The 15,040-nt window shown below is 38.5% G+C and carries 16 protein-coding genes and 1 pseudogene; 16 read left to right on the top strand and 1 reads right to left on the bottom strand.

The window, feature by feature from the left end:
- Positions 1–2 precede the first annotated feature (2 nt).
- Together Q0874_RS09675 and Q0874_RS09680 are read left to right on the top strand one after the other, a co-directional pair.
- Entirely contained in the window at positions 3–311 is a 309-nt protein-coding gene (locus tag Q0874_RS09675; protein ID WP_299162407.1) for an NAD(P) transhydrogenase subunit alpha, read from the top strand.
- A complete protein-coding gene (locus Q0874_RS09680; protein ID WP_299162409.1) occupies positions 311–1,690 on the top strand; it encodes an NAD(P)(+) transhydrogenase (Re/Si-specific) subunit beta in 1,380 nt (459 codons plus the stop codon). The genes Q0874_RS09675 and Q0874_RS09680 overlap by 1 nt, the downstream gene beginning before the upstream one ends.
- 47 nt (positions 1,691–1,737) lie before the next feature.
- Here the strand turns inward: Q0874_RS09680 and Q0874_RS09685 are convergent.
- Positions 1,738–2,000, bottom strand: a pseudogene (locus tag Q0874_RS09685) (ABC transporter permease); the annotation flags it as partial.
- A 145-nt stretch (positions 2,001–2,145) separates the two neighbouring features.
- On the opposite strand from Q0874_RS09685, the gene Q0874_RS09690 reads away from it, so the two are divergent.
- From Q0874_RS09690 to Q0874_RS09755, 14 genes are all read left to right on the top strand, one after another.
- Complete coding sequence (locus tag Q0874_RS09690; RefSeq protein ID WP_299162412.1) at positions 2,146–2,517, top strand: TfoX/Sxy family protein; 372 nt, start codon at positions 2,146–2,148, stop codon at positions 2,515–2,517.
- 31 nt (positions 2,518–2,548) lie between these two features.
- Positions 2,549–3,460 (top strand): sugar phosphate isomerase/epimerase, encoded by a 912-nt coding sequence (locus Q0874_RS09695; protein ID WP_299162415.1) that lies wholly within the window; start codon positions 2,549–2,551, stop codon positions 3,458–3,460.
- Between the two features lie 111 nt (positions 3,461–3,571).
- Positions 3,572–4,378 carry a DUF6503 family protein gene (locus Q0874_RS09700; protein ID WP_299162417.1) on the top strand — a complete coding sequence of 269 codons (807 nt, stop codon included), beginning with the start codon at positions 3,572–3,574 and terminating at the stop codon, positions 4,376–4,378.
- Positions 4,379–4,436: 58 nt separating this feature from the next.
- The gene (locus Q0874_RS09705) at positions 4,437–5,357 is read left to right on the top strand and encodes a M23 family metallopeptidase (protein WP_299162419.1); all 921 of its coding nucleotides are present in this window, start codon (positions 4,437–4,439) and stop codon (positions 5,355–5,357) included.
- A 176-nt stretch (positions 5,358–5,533) separates the two neighbouring features.
- Positions 5,534–6,451 carry an EamA family transporter gene (locus Q0874_RS09710; protein ID WP_299163229.1) on the top strand — a complete coding sequence of 306 codons (918 nt, stop codon included), beginning with the start codon at positions 5,534–5,536 and terminating at the stop codon, positions 6,449–6,451.
- A gap of 200 nt (positions 6,452–6,651) precedes the next feature.
- Positions 6,652–7,002, top strand: coding sequence for a hypothetical protein (locus Q0874_RS09715; protein WP_299162421.1), 351 nt, complete (start codon positions 6,652–6,654; stop codon positions 7,000–7,002).
- Between the two features lie 9 nt (positions 7,003–7,011).
- The gene (locus Q0874_RS09720) at positions 7,012–8,841 is read left to right on the top strand and encodes an adenylate/guanylate cyclase domain-containing protein (protein ID WP_299162424.1); all 1,830 of its coding nucleotides are present in this window, start codon (positions 7,012–7,014) and stop codon (positions 8,839–8,841) included.
- A gap of 3 nt (positions 8,842–8,844) precedes the next feature.
- A complete protein-coding gene (locus tag Q0874_RS09725; RefSeq protein ID WP_299162427.1) occupies positions 8,845–9,060 on the top strand; it encodes a hypothetical protein in 216 nt (71 codons plus the stop codon).
- A gap of 42 nt (positions 9,061–9,102) precedes the next feature.
- Entirely contained in the window at positions 9,103–9,969 is an 867-nt protein-coding gene (locus Q0874_RS09730; protein ID WP_299162430.1) for an AraC family transcriptional regulator, read from the top strand.
- 90 nt (positions 9,970–10,059) lie between these two features.
- On the top strand, positions 10,060–10,578 hold the full coding sequence (locus Q0874_RS09735; protein WP_299162433.1) for a DUF1772 domain-containing protein: 519 nt from the start codon (positions 10,060–10,062) through the stop codon (positions 10,576–10,578).
- A 25-nt stretch (positions 10,579–10,603) separates the two neighbouring features.
- A complete protein-coding gene (locus Q0874_RS09740; RefSeq protein ID WP_299162436.1) occupies positions 10,604–11,449 on the top strand; it encodes an NAD(P)H-binding protein in 846 nt (281 codons plus the stop codon).
- 57 nt (positions 11,450–11,506) lie between these two features.
- Positions 11,507–11,902, top strand: coding sequence for a DUF5367 family protein (locus Q0874_RS09745; protein WP_299162439.1), 396 nt, complete (start codon positions 11,507–11,509; stop codon positions 11,900–11,902).
- 103 nt (positions 11,903–12,005) lie between these two features.
- Positions 12,006–13,652 (top strand): tetratricopeptide repeat protein, encoded by a 1,647-nt coding sequence (locus tag Q0874_RS09750; protein ID WP_299162442.1) that lies wholly within the window; start codon positions 12,006–12,008, stop codon positions 13,650–13,652.
- A 194-nt stretch (positions 13,653–13,846) separates the two neighbouring features.
- Positions 13,847–14,914, top strand: a complete 1,068-nt coding sequence (locus Q0874_RS09755) for an SMP-30/gluconolactonase/LRE family protein (RefSeq protein ID WP_299162445.1) — start codon at positions 13,847–13,849, stop codon at positions 14,912–14,914.
- The last annotated feature ends 126 nt before the right edge of the window (positions 14,915–15,040 follow it).

Consider the following 15,040-nt stretch of genomic DNA (forward strand, 5'->3'; position numbering starts at 1 on the left):
AGATGAATGAATTGATAGAATTTATAAGTAATAATCTCGAAATTACATATATCCTAATCCTTGCGATATTTGTGGGTATTGAAGTAATCAAGCACATCCCTTCAGTATTGCATACGCCATTGATGTCCGGTGCTAATGCACTAAGTGGTGTGGTGGTCGTAGGCGCCATATTAGTTATGCTGAATTCAGATCCGGAGGATTATCTGGCCTTGACCCTGGGATTTATAGCTGTAATTTTAGGAATCTTGAATGTTGTCGGTGGTTTTGCAGTTACAGGTAGAATGCTTCAAATGTTTAAAAAGAAAAATTAATGAGTATATCATTGAGTATTATCTATCTGATAGCCACTATAACCTTTGTTATTGGATTAAAAAAGCTGGGGCATCCGGCTACTGCAAAAAACGGTAATTTAATTGCTGCCATCGGTATGGGACTTGCTATTGCAGGGACTATTTTTATCCATGATTTACAGGTGCCAACAATTATTTATGTTCTAATTGGGTTGGCAATAGCAATAGGTTCTGCTATAGGAGCCTGGATGGCCATAAAAGTGAAAATGACAAAGATGCCGGAATTAGTCTCTTTGTTCAATGGCTTTGGTGGTGCAAGTGCGGCCCTAATTGGTTTGGTAGAATTCAGTAAAAATGTGGGAGATAAGATGCAAGCCACAACTATTGTCTCAGGTATAATTATCGGGGCAATTACTTTTTCAGGAAGTTTGATAGCCTGGGGAAAATTAAATGGGTCTCTTAAAAGCGTAGTAAAAATTCCTTTTCACAAAATAGTAAACAATCTTTTTTTAATAGGGATTATTGCTTTTGCTGTCTTTATGGTAACTACAGGTGTTAACGAACAGGTTTTTGTGGGGGTTTTATTGGCTACCGGTTTAATTTATGGAATTTTATTCGTGCTGCCCATAGGTGGTGCTGATATGCCCGTTGTAATTTCATTGCTTAATTCTTTAACCGGAATTGCTGCTGCCATCACAGGGATTTTATATTCTAATATGGTGATGTTGGTAGGAGGTATTCTTGTGGGTTCCGCCGGGATTATACTTACAATAGCTATGTGTAAGGGAATGAATAGAACTTTGGGAGCGGTAATTTTTGGCTCTTTTGGTTCAACAGATACAACAGCCGGTGAAAACAAAAGATTAGGGACGATTAAAAAAACAAATCCCAGCGATGCCGCAATTATGATGAATTATGCTACTAATGTAATCATAGTACCCGGTTATGGTTTAGCAGTTGCTCAGGCACAACATGTCATTCATGAATTAGAAGAATTGCTGACGAAGAAAGGAGTTAATGTTAAATATGCCATTCACCCGGTAGCAGGCCGTATGCCCGGCCATATGAACGTATTGCTTGCAGAAAGCAATGTGGATTATTCCCTGTTGTTAGAAATGGATGATATTAATCCTCAATTTAAGAATACTGATGTTGTTCTTGTAGTTGGAGCAAATGACGTGGTAAATCCTGCCGCACATAACGATCCTTCAAGCCCAATTTATGGAATGCCTATCCTGGATGTTGAAAATGCTAAAAATATCATAGTTAACAAACGTACCATGAATGCAGGTTATGCAGGTATTGAAAATGAATTATTCTACAACTCCAAAACGGTTATGCTTTTTGGGGATGCAAAAGACGCACTAACAAATCTGGTTAGTGAATTGAAGAATATGTAATAAGGATTGGGGTAATTCAGAAGTTAGAGAATACAGAAAACTTGTGGCTAATTGGTTTTTTTATAGCTCCAAACGCCTAATGCATTCATAATTAAAGCATAAATCGTAGTCTTTAAGAATTAATGTAATATATCTGTAAAAGACGATCCCTTTAGCATTACCATTCGCATTACTTCAACAAAATATTTTATCGGATTAAACTCGGTTATAAACTGGGCCCATTGTGGCATACTTTCTATGGGCGTGAATAAGCCGCTCATTAGTATAAAAATCACCATAAAAACCAGGCTATAAACATGGCTTGTTGGCGGAGAGACAAAATATTTCAGTGAGCCACCCCATCCTGGGAGACATACATTCGTATCAGGAAAATATAGGGCATAAATCGTGGGATGACATACGCCAATTTTTTAATTTTTATTGGCTAACTTAGTAATTCTACATTTGTTATCACTATGGCCTACGATGAATACTTAGCCGATAGAATAAAACAAATCCTGAATAGTCTTGGGGTGGTTTATACTACAAAAAAAATGATGGGAGGACTTTTATTCTCCGTAGATGACAAAATGCTTTGTGGCATCCATATCGATAAGAAATATGGGGATAGCCTGCTGATGGCCAGAATAGGCGAGGAGGCCTATTCCAAAGAAATTGAAAAAGCAGAATGCCTGCCTATGGACTTTACCGGGAGGCCTATGAAGGGGTATATTTATGTAAGCCCGGATGGCTGGGACCTGGATAAGGATTTGGAGTACTGGATAAAACTTACCCTGGCATTTAACCCCAATGCGAAAGCAAGCAGGAAAAAAGCCAGGAAGAAATAATCAATCATTTTAAACTTATTCTCCTAACCCTATGCAAGAGCACAAAGGCATTAGCCGCAGAAAATTTATTGTTCAATCCTGTTTACTAATTTCGGCATCAATGGTTACTCCTTCAGGATTTGCGTTATCTGGTTCAAGAAAGTATAAAATGGGCTTACAGCTCTTTACCATAAGAGATGCTATGGAAAAGGACTCGCTGGGTAGTCTAAAACAAGTACGCTCCCTGGGGTATGAAGACCTGGAGATCTTTGGTTATGATGGGGATACTGGTAAATACTATGGTTTTAAAGCTACCGAATTTAAAAAAGTACTGGATGATCATGACCTTACCACCTCCAGCGGGCATTACAACTTACCGGCTTATTTTGACAAGCCTGAGGCAGATCTTATGCGATATGTAGACCAATGTATTGAAGGAGCCCATATTTTAGATCAGGATTTTATAACCTGGCCCTGGCTCGATCCTAAGTTCAGGACAATGGAAAATTATAAAATATTAGCCGGGAAACTGAATTTGATTGGAGAACGAGTGAATAAATCCGGACTGGGCTTTGCGTATCACAACCACGACTTTGAATTTCTGGATCATCATGGAGAAAATGGATACGACCTGATTTTGAAAGAGACAGATCCTGCTCTTGTAAAGTTGCAGCTAGACCTGTATTGGGTGATGCATTCTTCTAAGCTGAGTCCGGCAGAATTAATTAATAAACAACCAGAACGATTTGTGATGTGGCACATAAAAGATATGGACAAAATTACAAGAGACTATACAGAATTAGGTAGCGGGTCTATAGATTATATAAGCATGTTACCGGGACTGCCGCTTTCGGGGCTTCAGTATTACTATATAGAACAGGGAAGTAATTTTGCGGTTAATTCTATGCAAAGTATTGAGGATAGTGCCGTGTATTTTAAAAAGCATCTTAAAAAATTCCTCTAGTTCGCTGGCGAAACTGTTTTTGCTAATAAACAGAACAGTTTGAAAGCTATAGTCTTTTTTAACGACGAAGAAGTCATCTATATAAATTAGAATCAAAAATCACCAAAAAAGATGAGAACAAAATTCATGAAGCAAACGGCTGCATTATTCGCATTGGCGCTGGCATTAGGATCCGGTAACCTCCTTTACGGGCAACAAGCCGATACTAAATCTAAAGAGCTGTTAAACGCTATGACAAATGTCAATGGAGGCTATCAAAAAATTGCCGCAAAAAAAGATGTGCAGTTTACTTATATCTATGACAATATGGATAAGGGGCGAGATGTTTCTACCGAACGGCATATTTTTAATGGAGAACAATCATGGGGATCTTATGAAGAACATAAACGGAACGTATTACCCAATCAAAAAGGTTTAGCAGTCCAATCATTAGTAGATGGTAAACCTGAACTAACATTGGACGGTAAGCCAATTACTGACCAAAAAGCACTGGATGGAACCGTTTTTTTACGAAAAGTGAACTTTTATTGGTTTACGATGATGTATAAATTAAAAGACCCTGGGACAAATTATAAGTATTTAGGTACTGAAAGTGTTGATGATATTACCTATGATAAAGTAAGCCTGACTTATGATGCTGATATAACAAAGAAAGAAAAGAACGATGAGTACATCTTGTATTTCAACCCTGACACCCATTTAATAGATCTTTTCTATTTTTCATTACCGGATTGGGGAATAAACGACCCTATATTAAAAATGACTTTAGCCTATGAAATCATTGATGGCATTTATCTGACAACGTTACGGGAGTCTTACGGCCCCAATGAACAGGGAGAGTATCTTTTAAATGGCAGGTATACCTTCAAGGATATAAAATTCAACAATGGGTTTAAAGGGAAAGATTTTAGACTGTAACAATTTGCAAATAGTTTTATCTATATTTTAAACGTGGGCCGTTTAAAGCATTATTTTTATGGAGAAGATCGTATTTGCCTTTATTCACCTTGGATTACCCTTATTACTGCTTACAGATTTTTTTTTGCGAAAGCCTAAAAGTACTATTGGTTTAATAACAAGGACCATATTATACACTGCTATTCTCTTTTTTCTTTACCTATGGGGGCAATGGTCTTTAGTAGGCAGCTATTATTTTAGATATCTACTACTGCTTCTCATACTCTGCATTGTTGGCAGCGCTTTTGTCCGGTTCAAGTCGGGCAACTTAGGTAAACCTAGAAGTATCTTTAAAAAGATTAGTATAGGGGTAACCGCTGCATTGGCAATCCTGCTTATAATGATGGTTTTTAATGCATTACAAGGCAGGTTTTATGCGGAGCAGGCTATTGAATTGACCTTCCCTTTAAAAGGAGGTACGTATTATGTTTCCTCAGCAGGGTCCCATAAATTAATCAACAATCACATCAGGGATTTTCCCACAGCACAGCACTACGCTATTGATATCAACAAGTTAGGCCCCTATGGGGGTGCCTCAAAAAAACTCATGTCCTCCAGGAATACAGATCACCATATTTTTGCGGACACCGTATATTGCCCGTGTGATGGGGTTATTTTAGATACAAAATCCACCGTTAAGGATAATGAAGGCAGTAGTATGAATGTTAGCGCTGAGGATGGCACCGGAAATTATGTGGAATTAAAATGTGATGGGGCTTATATTTTTATCCCTCATTTTAAGCAATACAGCATATTTGTTTCCAAAGATAGTTATGTAAAGCAGGGATCACCATTGGGTTTGGTAGGTATTTCCGGGTTTTCCCAGGAACCTCATCTTCATTTTCAGGCTGCAGTTTACGATAAAGATTCTGTGATGGTAGGAATTCCCATCAAATTTAAAGGCAAAACCTTATCCCGAAATGATTTGTACTGCAATTAGCCAATCCTAGTTACCAATACTTAAGATAAAAACCTATAACAAACTACATATGTGCATGTTGGGTTTGTTTTATTTAGGCCTATTAAACATTTTTAAAACCATCCGCGTATAGTTATGGGTAAAATACTTTAGGATGTACTCCCAAAAAGCTAATATTGCTTTCTATTGCAAAGCATATGGAGTCCAAAAGGAATGTACCCTTAATTATAAGTGCCTTTTTCGCCATTTATGTGATTTGGGGCTCTACCTATCTGCTTAACAAAATTGCAGTAGCAGAATTACCGCCCTTTATGCTGGCCGGAGTACGTTTTATCGCAGCCGGCCTCTTAATTTTTGGTATTGCGGCACTACTGGGTAAAAGCCTTCGCATTACCAAAAAACAGCTCGGCAATACCATCCTTGTGGGTTTCCTTTTTCTTAGTTTTGGCAATGGGGTAGTAGTATGGGCCCTGAAATATGTAGATAGTAATTTTGCGGCTTTGGAGATCTCTGCACAGCCCCTTATAGTTCTTCTGATGATGTGGCTCCTGCAGGGGAAGAAGATACAAGCCAGCTCCTTAATCGGCATTTTTCTGGGCATCATAGGAATGTATTTGCTTATTAACCAAAAAGCCGTCTTGGAGCAGGAAAACGCTTTATTGGGAATAGGTATGATCTTTTCTGCTATGCTGGCCTGGGCCTATGGCAGCCTTTTTGTGGCCGGTGCCGATTTTCCAAAAAACTTTTTTGTAAATACTGGCTACCAGATGTTTACCGGAGGACTAATGCTGGGCCTTATGAGCCTGGCTTTTGGCGAAACCTGGAGCCTGCCCACTACCTGGAGTGCAGAAACCAACTGGTCTATGCTTTTACTTATAATCTTTGGTAGTATAGTGGCCTTTACTTCCTTTAATTATCTCTTAAAAAATGTTTCCCCGGAAAAGGTGGCCACCAATACCTATGTAAACCCTATTGTTGCCATGTTTCTGGGAAGTTATTTTTTGAATGAACCTATTAGCATGCAATCCATTGCTGCCGCCGGTGTATTACTCACAGGGGTTTACTTTATAAATACAAAGAAAAAAATAATGCTTTTAGGAAGATTTAAAAAATAGCAAAGAAACTTTCAGAAAAATCTTCGGTAAAAAAATAGGGGGTTTCGGACAAAAAATGATGGGCTCCGGGTAATATTCCTTATCAAGTTAATATTTTTTTGTAAATTTCTTTTATACTATTTGGAAGATACATTATAAAATAATTCATTATGATTTTCTTCTAATAAATTGTAGAATATTAACTAAATAAAACTTAAATTATGCCATCAATTAGAATTACAGGTAGCGACACAACAACTGGAGATCTTACCTTATCGCCCAGTGGAGCAGTCGGTGCGAATAAAAGTCAGATCGTGACTTGGATTATCAATCCAAATTCAGGAGTTAGTTCCATTAAAGAAATTAAAAATAAAACTACTTCAGTAGATGTATTTAACCCCGATCCAGCACCAGTTGGGGGCGGTTCCACAAATTGGCAAGGAACGATCAATCCTAACCTTACCATTCCTGATCCTCCTCCACTTACAGAAGACTACAATATTGTTTGGTACGATGAAAAAAATCCACCAGAGGAACATACCTTTGACCCTAAAATTAGTGTTAATCGCTAATCAAAAAATATGTATTTAAAAGGAAAAGCCTATTATTTAATAATAGGCTTCTTTTGTTGTTTCCCATGTGATGTTTCCGGACAGGATCAGAAATTGTCTGATAGTCTAGCAAAGGTGTATCATGAAAATAGACTTGCAGGAACGGAAAAGCTACAATTACTAAGAGATTTATCCTTTAATGAGGTTAATGATGTGGAATTATCTCTAAAGTACGCAGAAGAATTAATTACCTTATCGAGCTTACAGGAAAATAATGAATTCCTGTCTTCCGGGTATCTTCGACAGGGAAATGCCCACAGGCTTCTTGGTAACTTGGAGCAGGCTTTAAGCTCATTTTATAAGGGTGCTGAGATAGCGCTAGAAGCTGAAAAGCCAGCAACCCAAGGTGCAATATTTATTGCTATTGCCGACGTATATTCCATAATGGGAAACCCCGTTAACTCAAAGAATTACTACGGTAAAAGCATAGAACTATTTCGACAGATTAAAGATTCCATTCCTTTGGCCTCAGCCTTAACAAATGCCGGAGATGAGTATTTTAATTCCTCAAACTATGATTCGGCCCTGATTTATTTTGATGAGGCTGGAATCATTTTTAAAAAGGTAAATTATTTAAATGGCACTGCCTATAATCTAGGAAATATCGGGATGGTCTATGCTGAGCAGGGGAAACATGCACTGGCAGAACAGCGGATTAATGAGGCGATAGTTATTCTAGAGGAGCTGGAAGATTATTATCCCATTTCGGTATATCTTACCTATATGGCCGATATTTATACCAAGCAACTCGATTTTAATACTGCATTTGGTTATTTGGAACGAAGCTTACACCTTGCACAAAAATATGGTCTAAAAGATCAGATCAGTGATACGAATCTAAAACTTTCAGAATTGTATGAAGTAAAGGGCGATCAGGTCTCCGCCTATAAACATTACAGGGCACATATTGCCTACAGGGATAGTGTAAAAAACATTGAAGCCGTGCAGCAAATGGCAGATCAGCGCACTAATTATGAGGTTTCACAAAAACAAATAGAGGTAGATTTACTTGATCAAAGACGTAAAAACCAACGCAATATAGCAATAGGGACCGCAATTGCCCTATTTTTAATTGGTCTCATGGCTATTGGCTTGTTGAGACGTAATAAATTTATCAGAAAAACAAAACAAATCATTGAGGAAGAAAGAGATCGTTCAGATCGTTTATTGCTAAATATACTCCCTGAGGAAACCGCAGAAGAACTAAAGAACAATGGCATGGTAAAAGCCAAAAAATACGATGCTGCAACGATATTATTTACAGATTTTAAGGGTTTTACCAATTATTCTGAAAAGCTGTCACCAGAGGCTTTGGTAGAAACCGTGGGCTTCTATTTTTCTAAGTTCGATGCGATTATGGAGAAGTATGGTTTGGAAAAAATAAAAACCATAGGAGATGCCTATATGTGTGCCGGCGGATTAAATGATAATGAGAAAGATCATGCCTACAGAATGGTTTTGGCTGCCCTGGAAATTGTTGCATTTGTAGAGGAAACAAAAAATGATGTAACCGCCAGTGAATTGACCTTTGATATTAGAATTGGCATCAATACCGGACCCGTGGTTGCCGGGGTAGTGGGAACCACAAAATTTGCCTACGATATCTGGGGTGATGCGGTAAATGTGGCGTCACGAATGGAATCTATGTCAGAACCCGGCCGCATTAATATATCTGAAAACACCTATGCCTTGATAAAAGAGGATGCAGATTGCGAATATCGCGGAGAAATAGAGGTTAAGAACAGGGGCAAACTAAAGATGTACTTTGTACAGGGACTAAAAAACAGTATTCCAATTTAGATCATGAGGCTCATTTACCACCTATTCTTACCGAGAGTAGTTACCCAATTAAATGCGCAGCAAACCTATGAACAGGGCAAGCTAACAGATTCCATTCCTATCGCCAAAACCACCAATGATACTTTTGCACTATACCTTTCCACATCTTTTGTGGCCTCCCAAGCGTCACCTATACTTTTTATTTTTGAACCAGGGGGCAGAGGAAGTAAAAGAAATTGAATCTGCTTTGTAATTACCTAATTAAGTATCTTAGTATTTAGTATGACGAGAGATTTCCTGAATATAAACGACTTCCTGGTTCTTTTGGAATATGCAGATTCCAACGAAGAAACCATTGATAAATGCGGTTTTGACGAAGAAGTTATTGCCTTTGCATTCTATGGGTCCGGCAACGTGGATTTAAATGTAAAATACGGCACACATCAAAAAAGCTATAACAATACCAAAGGGCTGGCCATGTCTTTTTTTGCCAATGAAAAAGTTGATTTTATACATACCGTTTCAGAATCCAGAAAATTACATTGTGTGGTTATCCTGTATAGCCTTAAGAATTTAAATAAATTACCGGATGGCGAACGCGAAATCTATGCAGAAACCTTAAATGAACTTATCAACCCCACCAGTGATTATGTAGAGGGTCCCACTTTTTTTATGGACCATAATATGCAAAATGCGGTCGATAAAATTTTCACCAATACCTACGAAGGGGCTGCGAGATCGCTTTTTCTCAAAAGTCAGGTTACAGAATTATTAGCTCATTTCTTTGCGAAAGTTTCCACCCTGGAAAAGGATAATAATACCTCTATAAAAGATACAGAGCGTGAAAAGTTATATCAGGCCCGGGAAATACTCTCCAAGAACATGGAGACCCCGCCATCTATATCAGAACTGTCAAGACTCATTGGGCTCAATGATTTTAAACTCAAAAAGAATTTTAAAGAACTGTTTGGTTTTCCTGTATACAAATACCTTCAGAATGAACGGTTGATTAAAGCCCATGATCTTTTGAGCTCTCAGGATGTCAGCATTCAGGAAGTGGCATGGTCTGTTGGTTATGAAAGTCTGAGTTCTTTTTCTAATGCGTTTATCAAAAAATATGGCTTTCGCCCCAGTGAGGTAAAATCATAATCCTTTTGGAACAAATTTCAATCCTTTTCAAACAAATAAGTCATAGCGTTTAGCCGCAAATTTGCATTGTAATCTTAAAACAATGTAATAATGACAACGCTAAATTTTGACACTCAAGCCATAGTAGTAGTACTGGCAACGCTTCTAACCGGACTTACAGCAGGGCTTTGTTTTACCTGGAACAATGCGGTAACGCCCGGTATTGGCCAATTAGCAGACATAGGTTATCTGCGCTCTTTTCAGGAGATGAACAGGAGCATTATTAATCCCGTGTTTATACTCGTATTCTTTGGTCCGGTTTTTTTACATATCGCAAATATCTTTTTATTCAGGACCTCATCCGGCACTATTCTATGGATGGTTGTTGCATCAGCCGCCCTGTATATTATTGGGGTTGGTTTGGTCACTATTTTTGGAAATGTACCGCTCAATGAGTTATTGGATAAAACAGATTTAATGCAGGCCAGTGCAGAAGAAATAAAGCTGCTTAGAGACAAGTTTGAAAGTAAATGGAACAGCTATCATCTAATAAGAACGCTTTGTGCAACACTTTCATTTTTATTATTGATTCTAGTCTGTCTTAGCAGAAACAACACTTTAAACACGTAATCTATAAATCTTAAAAATTAACATCATGACAAAAAAACAAAACATTTTAGTATTAGGCGGCAAAGGCAAAACAGGAAGTCGCGTAGCAGGCAGGTTAATTGAAAAAGGGCAAGCTGTCAGAATCGGATCCCGTAGTGAAGACCCCTCTTTTGATTGGGAGGAACCGGCTACCTGGGCAGGCGCCCTGGAAGGAATAGATAAGGTATATATAACTTTTCAGCCAGATTTGGCGGTCCCGGGAGCAAGCGAAGCTATTGAGGGGTTTACCGGGCAGGCTGTGAAATCCGGAGTTAAAAAAGTGGTGCTCTTATCAGGAAAAGGGGAGATAGAGGCAGAAAAATGTGAGAAAATAGTAATGAATTCCGGTCTGGACTGGACTATAGTGAGAGCTACCTGGTTTAATCAGAACTTTAGTGAGAGTTTCTTTCTGGATCCCATTCTTGCCGGCCATGTTGCCTTACCTAAAAATGATGCCCTGGTCCCCTATGTAGATGCCAATGACATAGCAGATGTGGTAGTTGCGTCCTTGTTGAATGATAAACATAATGGTGAGATATATGAATTAACTGGTCCGCGTACCCTGACATTTTCAGATGTGGTTAAAGAAATTTCCGCAGCAACGGGCAAGGAAATTCAATTCACGGCTATAAGCATGGAAGAATACAATGCAATGATGCAGGAATTTAATTTACCCGATGGCTACCTGTGGTTAATCAACTATTTGTTTGAAACAGTTTTGGTAGAAAGTAATTCTGTGATTACGAATGATATTGAAAAAGTATTGGGTAGAAAACCCACAGATTTTACGGAATACGTAAACGCTGCTGTAAAAAGGGGGGTATGGGACCCGGTAGGGGTAGGGCACAAATAGAAATAACCTGCCTATTTCATTTTAGTTATCTATAACAACCCTAATAACAAAGGAATCATGGAAATCAAAAGAGCAATACTAGCTACGTCAATAGTTTGGGTCTTAGGCGTTTCGGCCTACATTCTATCTCATTTTGTAAAAATTATGGATAATCCGGAACTCCAGGCAAATGTGGTCCTCACTTTAGCTTTAATACCGAGTGCAATTCTTGGAACTAAGTTTTATTATAAAAACGGAGCACATACAAATGGGTTTAAATTAGGGGTTTTTATGTTTTTGATTACCATTGGTTTAGATGCTTTAATAACAGTTCCTGTATTTATTATACCTGCCGGGGGAGATCATCTTTCTTTTTTTAGTGACCCCGGGTTTTGGATTATTGGACTGGTATATATCCTGGTAGTAATCCTTTACACAGGCATTAGGTCTAAAATGAGAACCAGTAAACTGTAAGTCGTTTTAGATCCCTATACAAGAAGAACTGTAACATTTAGTAAATAATGTTGTCCTATAAAGAGCATAATCTCTTTATGCCTAAACTTTTAACTCAACGACGATGAAAAAACTATACTTTTTAGCTGCTTTTTTACTTTTCTGGCAAGTACCCGCACAACAAAAAATCTCAAGTACACAATGGCAGGAGGATTTGCGTTTCCTACTGGAAACTGTTCATAAGGATTATTCGTTCCTTTTTAAAAAGGTCACCGCCGCTGCTTTTGATGAGGCTGTTGAAGAATTTTATAAGGAGATCCCTCAGATGCAGGATCACGAGGTACTCGTAGGTTTTGGCAGGATCATAGGGATGTTCAAATACGGGCATACCAGAGTTGGCTTCAGAGAAAGCCCGGTACCTTATCATAAATTACCCCTGAACCTATACCAATTCCCTGACGGGCTTTATATTATAGGAGCACATAAAGATTTTTCGTCTGTGGTTGGTGCCAAAATAACCGCCATTGAAGGCATGCCCACAAAGGAAGCATCAAAAGCTATTTACCCTGTGGTTCCTGTAGAAAACGAACAATTCTTTAAAGCTTATGCCGGCATCTATATGGTAATACCTGAGGTGCTGCATGCACAGGGAATCACCAAAACCTTAAAACAGAATATTAACCTAAGCCTTGAAAAAGACGGCAAGACATTTAATTCTGTAATCAATGCCACCAGCAATCTTGATACCCCATTACAATATGGAGAACCGAAACCAGACAGCGACTGGGTAGGGGTGAGGGATCAATCACAAAATCCACTCTATTTAAAAAACCTGGATAAGATCTATTATTTTGAATACCTGCCCAACGAAAAGGCCGTTTATGTGCGGCATAGCCAGATACAAGATGATCCAAGTGAGAATATCCCCGCATTTTACAAACGTCTGTTTGAATTTATAGACAACAATGAGGTAGAGAAATTAATTCTGGACGTACGTCTTAATGGCGGTGGCAACAACTATAAGAATAAGCCTATAGTTACAGGTATCATAGAGCACCAAAAGATCAATCAACCCGGGAAATTTTTCGTTATCATAGGACGGGATACTTTTTCAGCCTGCCAGAATTTGGTGAATGAACTGGATAATTATACCAATGCCATTTTTGTAGGAGAGCCCACCGGGGAAAACATCAATTTCTATGGCGACAACCGCCGTGTAGAATTACCTAATTCAAAGCTACCCGTTTATCTTTCTTTTGCCTGGTGGCAGGATAAGCCCCAATGGGAAAATGCAGATTATACGGTACCCCATTTGGCCGTAGAACCCACCTTTGCAGAATATAGTGCCAACGAAGATCCGGTTCTGGAGACCGCTTTGAGTTTTTCTGCAGATAATTTTATCATAGATCCCATGGGTTATCTCACGCAGCTCTTTATGGATGAAAAGTATGAGCTGTTGGCTACAGAAGCCCAACGCCTGGTACAGGATCCTGCTTATAAGTTTTTTGATTTTGAAGCTGAATTTAATAAGGCAGGTTACCAATTACTGGGCTCCGGCCAATTCGAAGGAGCTCTGTATGTATTTGAAATGAATACTAAACTTTTTCCGGAATCTGCTAATGCCTGGGACAGTTTGGCTGAGGGTTACTGGAAATCCGGCGACCTGGTGAAAGCAAAAGAATTTTATAATAAAGCCATACAACTAGATCCTGATGGAGCTACTGCAAAGAATTCAAAGGCCATGTTAAAGAAGATAGAAGCAGAAAACTAAGAGTTTATAATTTCTAAGCGGCTTGAACCTGAATCTATAGATTAATTCCATACTATCTCCAGAGGAGATGAGTTGCGAGAAATAATTGATGATAGGCATAATTGAAATTAAAAGATTTCTGAATAAGTAGTTAGCAATTACGTAATCAACTATTCCTAATTCTTTTATCTTTATGGATATCAAACCAATCAATAATGAAATTATCGATCTACCCTTTATTCCTTTTTGTTTTTACGTTTATTGGCTGCAATACGCCTAAACCGGCAGAGAAGATTAGTGATAAAAAAGAATCCGCAAAACCGCTCCCATATTTTACCTATCAAGAAGAAAATTTATTCCCAGGAGATGGCAGCTTGCTTCGTGCCGAAGATGGGGTTCAACTGGAAGATGGAAGAATTGTGGTTGTAGATCAGGCCAATGGCCTCAGACTAATTGAAAAAGATGGTTCTAATCGTCCGTTTGGTGATTTCGCCGCAGCCGGTTTTGTGCATCTTCCACCAGAGCAGACTGCATCACCTAATGGCATGGTTCTGGAACACGACGGTAAACATATTTTAATGTCGGACGTTGCAGACGGAAAGATATATAGAGTAAACATAGACTCTGAAAAAGCAGAAATGATCTATGACCATCCTTATGGGGTTAATACCATCTACAGGGATAAAACCGGAGCACTTTGGTTTTCCCAATCTACGGAGAGTACGAATTTGGAAGAAATGTTTCGTGATGTAAATTTACCAGTACCACATGGAGCAGTTTTCAGAATGGCCGATTTAAAAAGTCCTCCGGTTAGAATTATGGACAGTCTTCATTTTGCCAATGGCATTACCATGGATAAGGACGAAAAACACCTCTATATTTCAGAAACCATGATGGACAGAGTGCATAAATTTGAAGTAGATACGAATAGTGGTTCATACAAATATGCCGGAGTAGTTGCTAATGTGGGAACTCCGGATAATTTATTAGTAGATAGTGATGGTCGGCTAGTCGTAGCTTCACCTCTGTACAATCAGGTAATTGTTGTAGATTTTGAAAATCATTCGCAGCATGTGCTATTTGATGGTTCCACAACGGATAATTTAAAGATTACAAACGAATGGAATAGAAGAAGTCATTTGGGAATGGAGAGACTTGAATTACTTTCACCTGATCTTTTTGATCCCCTGCCAGGATTACTCACGGGCATGTTCTTTTCTGATGATGGCCACACGCTTTACATTACAAACCTGGGTAATGACCTTTTGAAATATGACTTTTAATTAAAAAGTGCCTGGCAACACCTAAAATGCATTCACCGTTGCCAAAAGGAAAGGGAAACACAATTCAGACAAACAGTTATAAAAACACCTTATTGAGGGCAGTAAGGCATGTATTATAGTGATAAT

The organism is uncultured Eudoraea sp. (assembly GCF_947490415.1).
Lineage (GTDB): Bacteria > Bacteroidota > Bacteroidia > Flavobacteriales > Flavobacteriaceae > Eudoraea.

What these genes read in the sequence shown, in the direction of transcription:
- Q0874_RS09695 (WP_299162415.1), top strand. Translation starts at nt 2,549, where the DNA reads ATGCAAGAGCACAAAGGCATTAGCCGCAGAAAATTTATTGTTCAATCC.
- Q0874_RS09745 (WP_299162439.1), top strand. Translation starts at nt 11,507, where the DNA reads ATGGAAATCAAAAGAGCAATACTAGCTACGTCAATAGTTTGGGTCTTA.
- Q0874_RS09710 (WP_299163229.1), top strand. Translation starts at nt 5,534, where the DNA reads ATGGAGTCCAAAAGGAATGTACCCTTAATTATAAGTGCCTTTTTCGCC.
- Q0874_RS09715 (WP_299162421.1), top strand. Translation starts at nt 6,652, where the DNA reads ATGCCATCAATTAGAATTACAGGTAGCGACACAACAACTGGAGATCTT.
- Q0874_RS09735 (WP_299162433.1), top strand. Translation starts at nt 10,060, where the DNA reads ATGACAACGCTAAATTTTGACACTCAAGCCATAGTAGTAGTACTGGCA.
- Q0874_RS09705 (WP_299162419.1), top strand. Translation starts at nt 4,437, where the DNA reads ATGGAGAAGATCGTATTTGCCTTTATTCACCTTGGATTACCCTTATTA.
- Q0874_RS09680 (WP_299162409.1), top strand. Translation starts at nt 311, where the DNA reads ATGAGTATATCATTGAGTATTATCTATCTGATAGCCACTATAACCTTT.
- Q0874_RS09675 (WP_299162407.1), top strand. Translation starts at nt 3, where the DNA reads ATGAATGAATTGATAGAATTTATAAGTAATAATCTCGAAATTACATAT.
- Q0874_RS09755 (WP_299162445.1), top strand. Translation starts at nt 13,847, where the DNA reads ATGAAATTATCGATCTACCCTTTATTCCTTTTTGTTTTTACGTTTATT.
- Q0874_RS09750 (WP_299162442.1), top strand. Translation starts at nt 12,006, where the DNA reads ATGAAAAAACTATACTTTTTAGCTGCTTTTTTACTTTTCTGGCAAGTA.
- Q0874_RS09690 (WP_299162412.1), top strand. Translation starts at nt 2,146, where the DNA reads ATGGCCTACGATGAATACTTAGCCGATAGAATAAAACAAATCCTGAAT.
- Q0874_RS09740 (WP_299162436.1), top strand. Translation starts at nt 10,604, where the DNA reads ATGACAAAAAAACAAAACATTTTAGTATTAGGCGGCAAAGGCAAAACA.
- Q0874_RS09720 (WP_299162424.1), top strand. Translation starts at nt 7,012, where the DNA reads ATGTATTTAAAAGGAAAAGCCTATTATTTAATAATAGGCTTCTTTTGT.
- Q0874_RS09725 (WP_299162427.1), top strand. Translation starts at nt 8,845, where the DNA reads ATGAGGCTCATTTACCACCTATTCTTACCGAGAGTAGTTACCCAATTA.
- Q0874_RS09730 (WP_299162430.1), top strand. Translation starts at nt 9,103, where the DNA reads ATGACGAGAGATTTCCTGAATATAAACGACTTCCTGGTTCTTTTGGAA.
- Q0874_RS09700 (WP_299162417.1), top strand. Translation starts at nt 3,572, where the DNA reads ATGAGAACAAAATTCATGAAGCAAACGGCTGCATTATTCGCATTGGCG.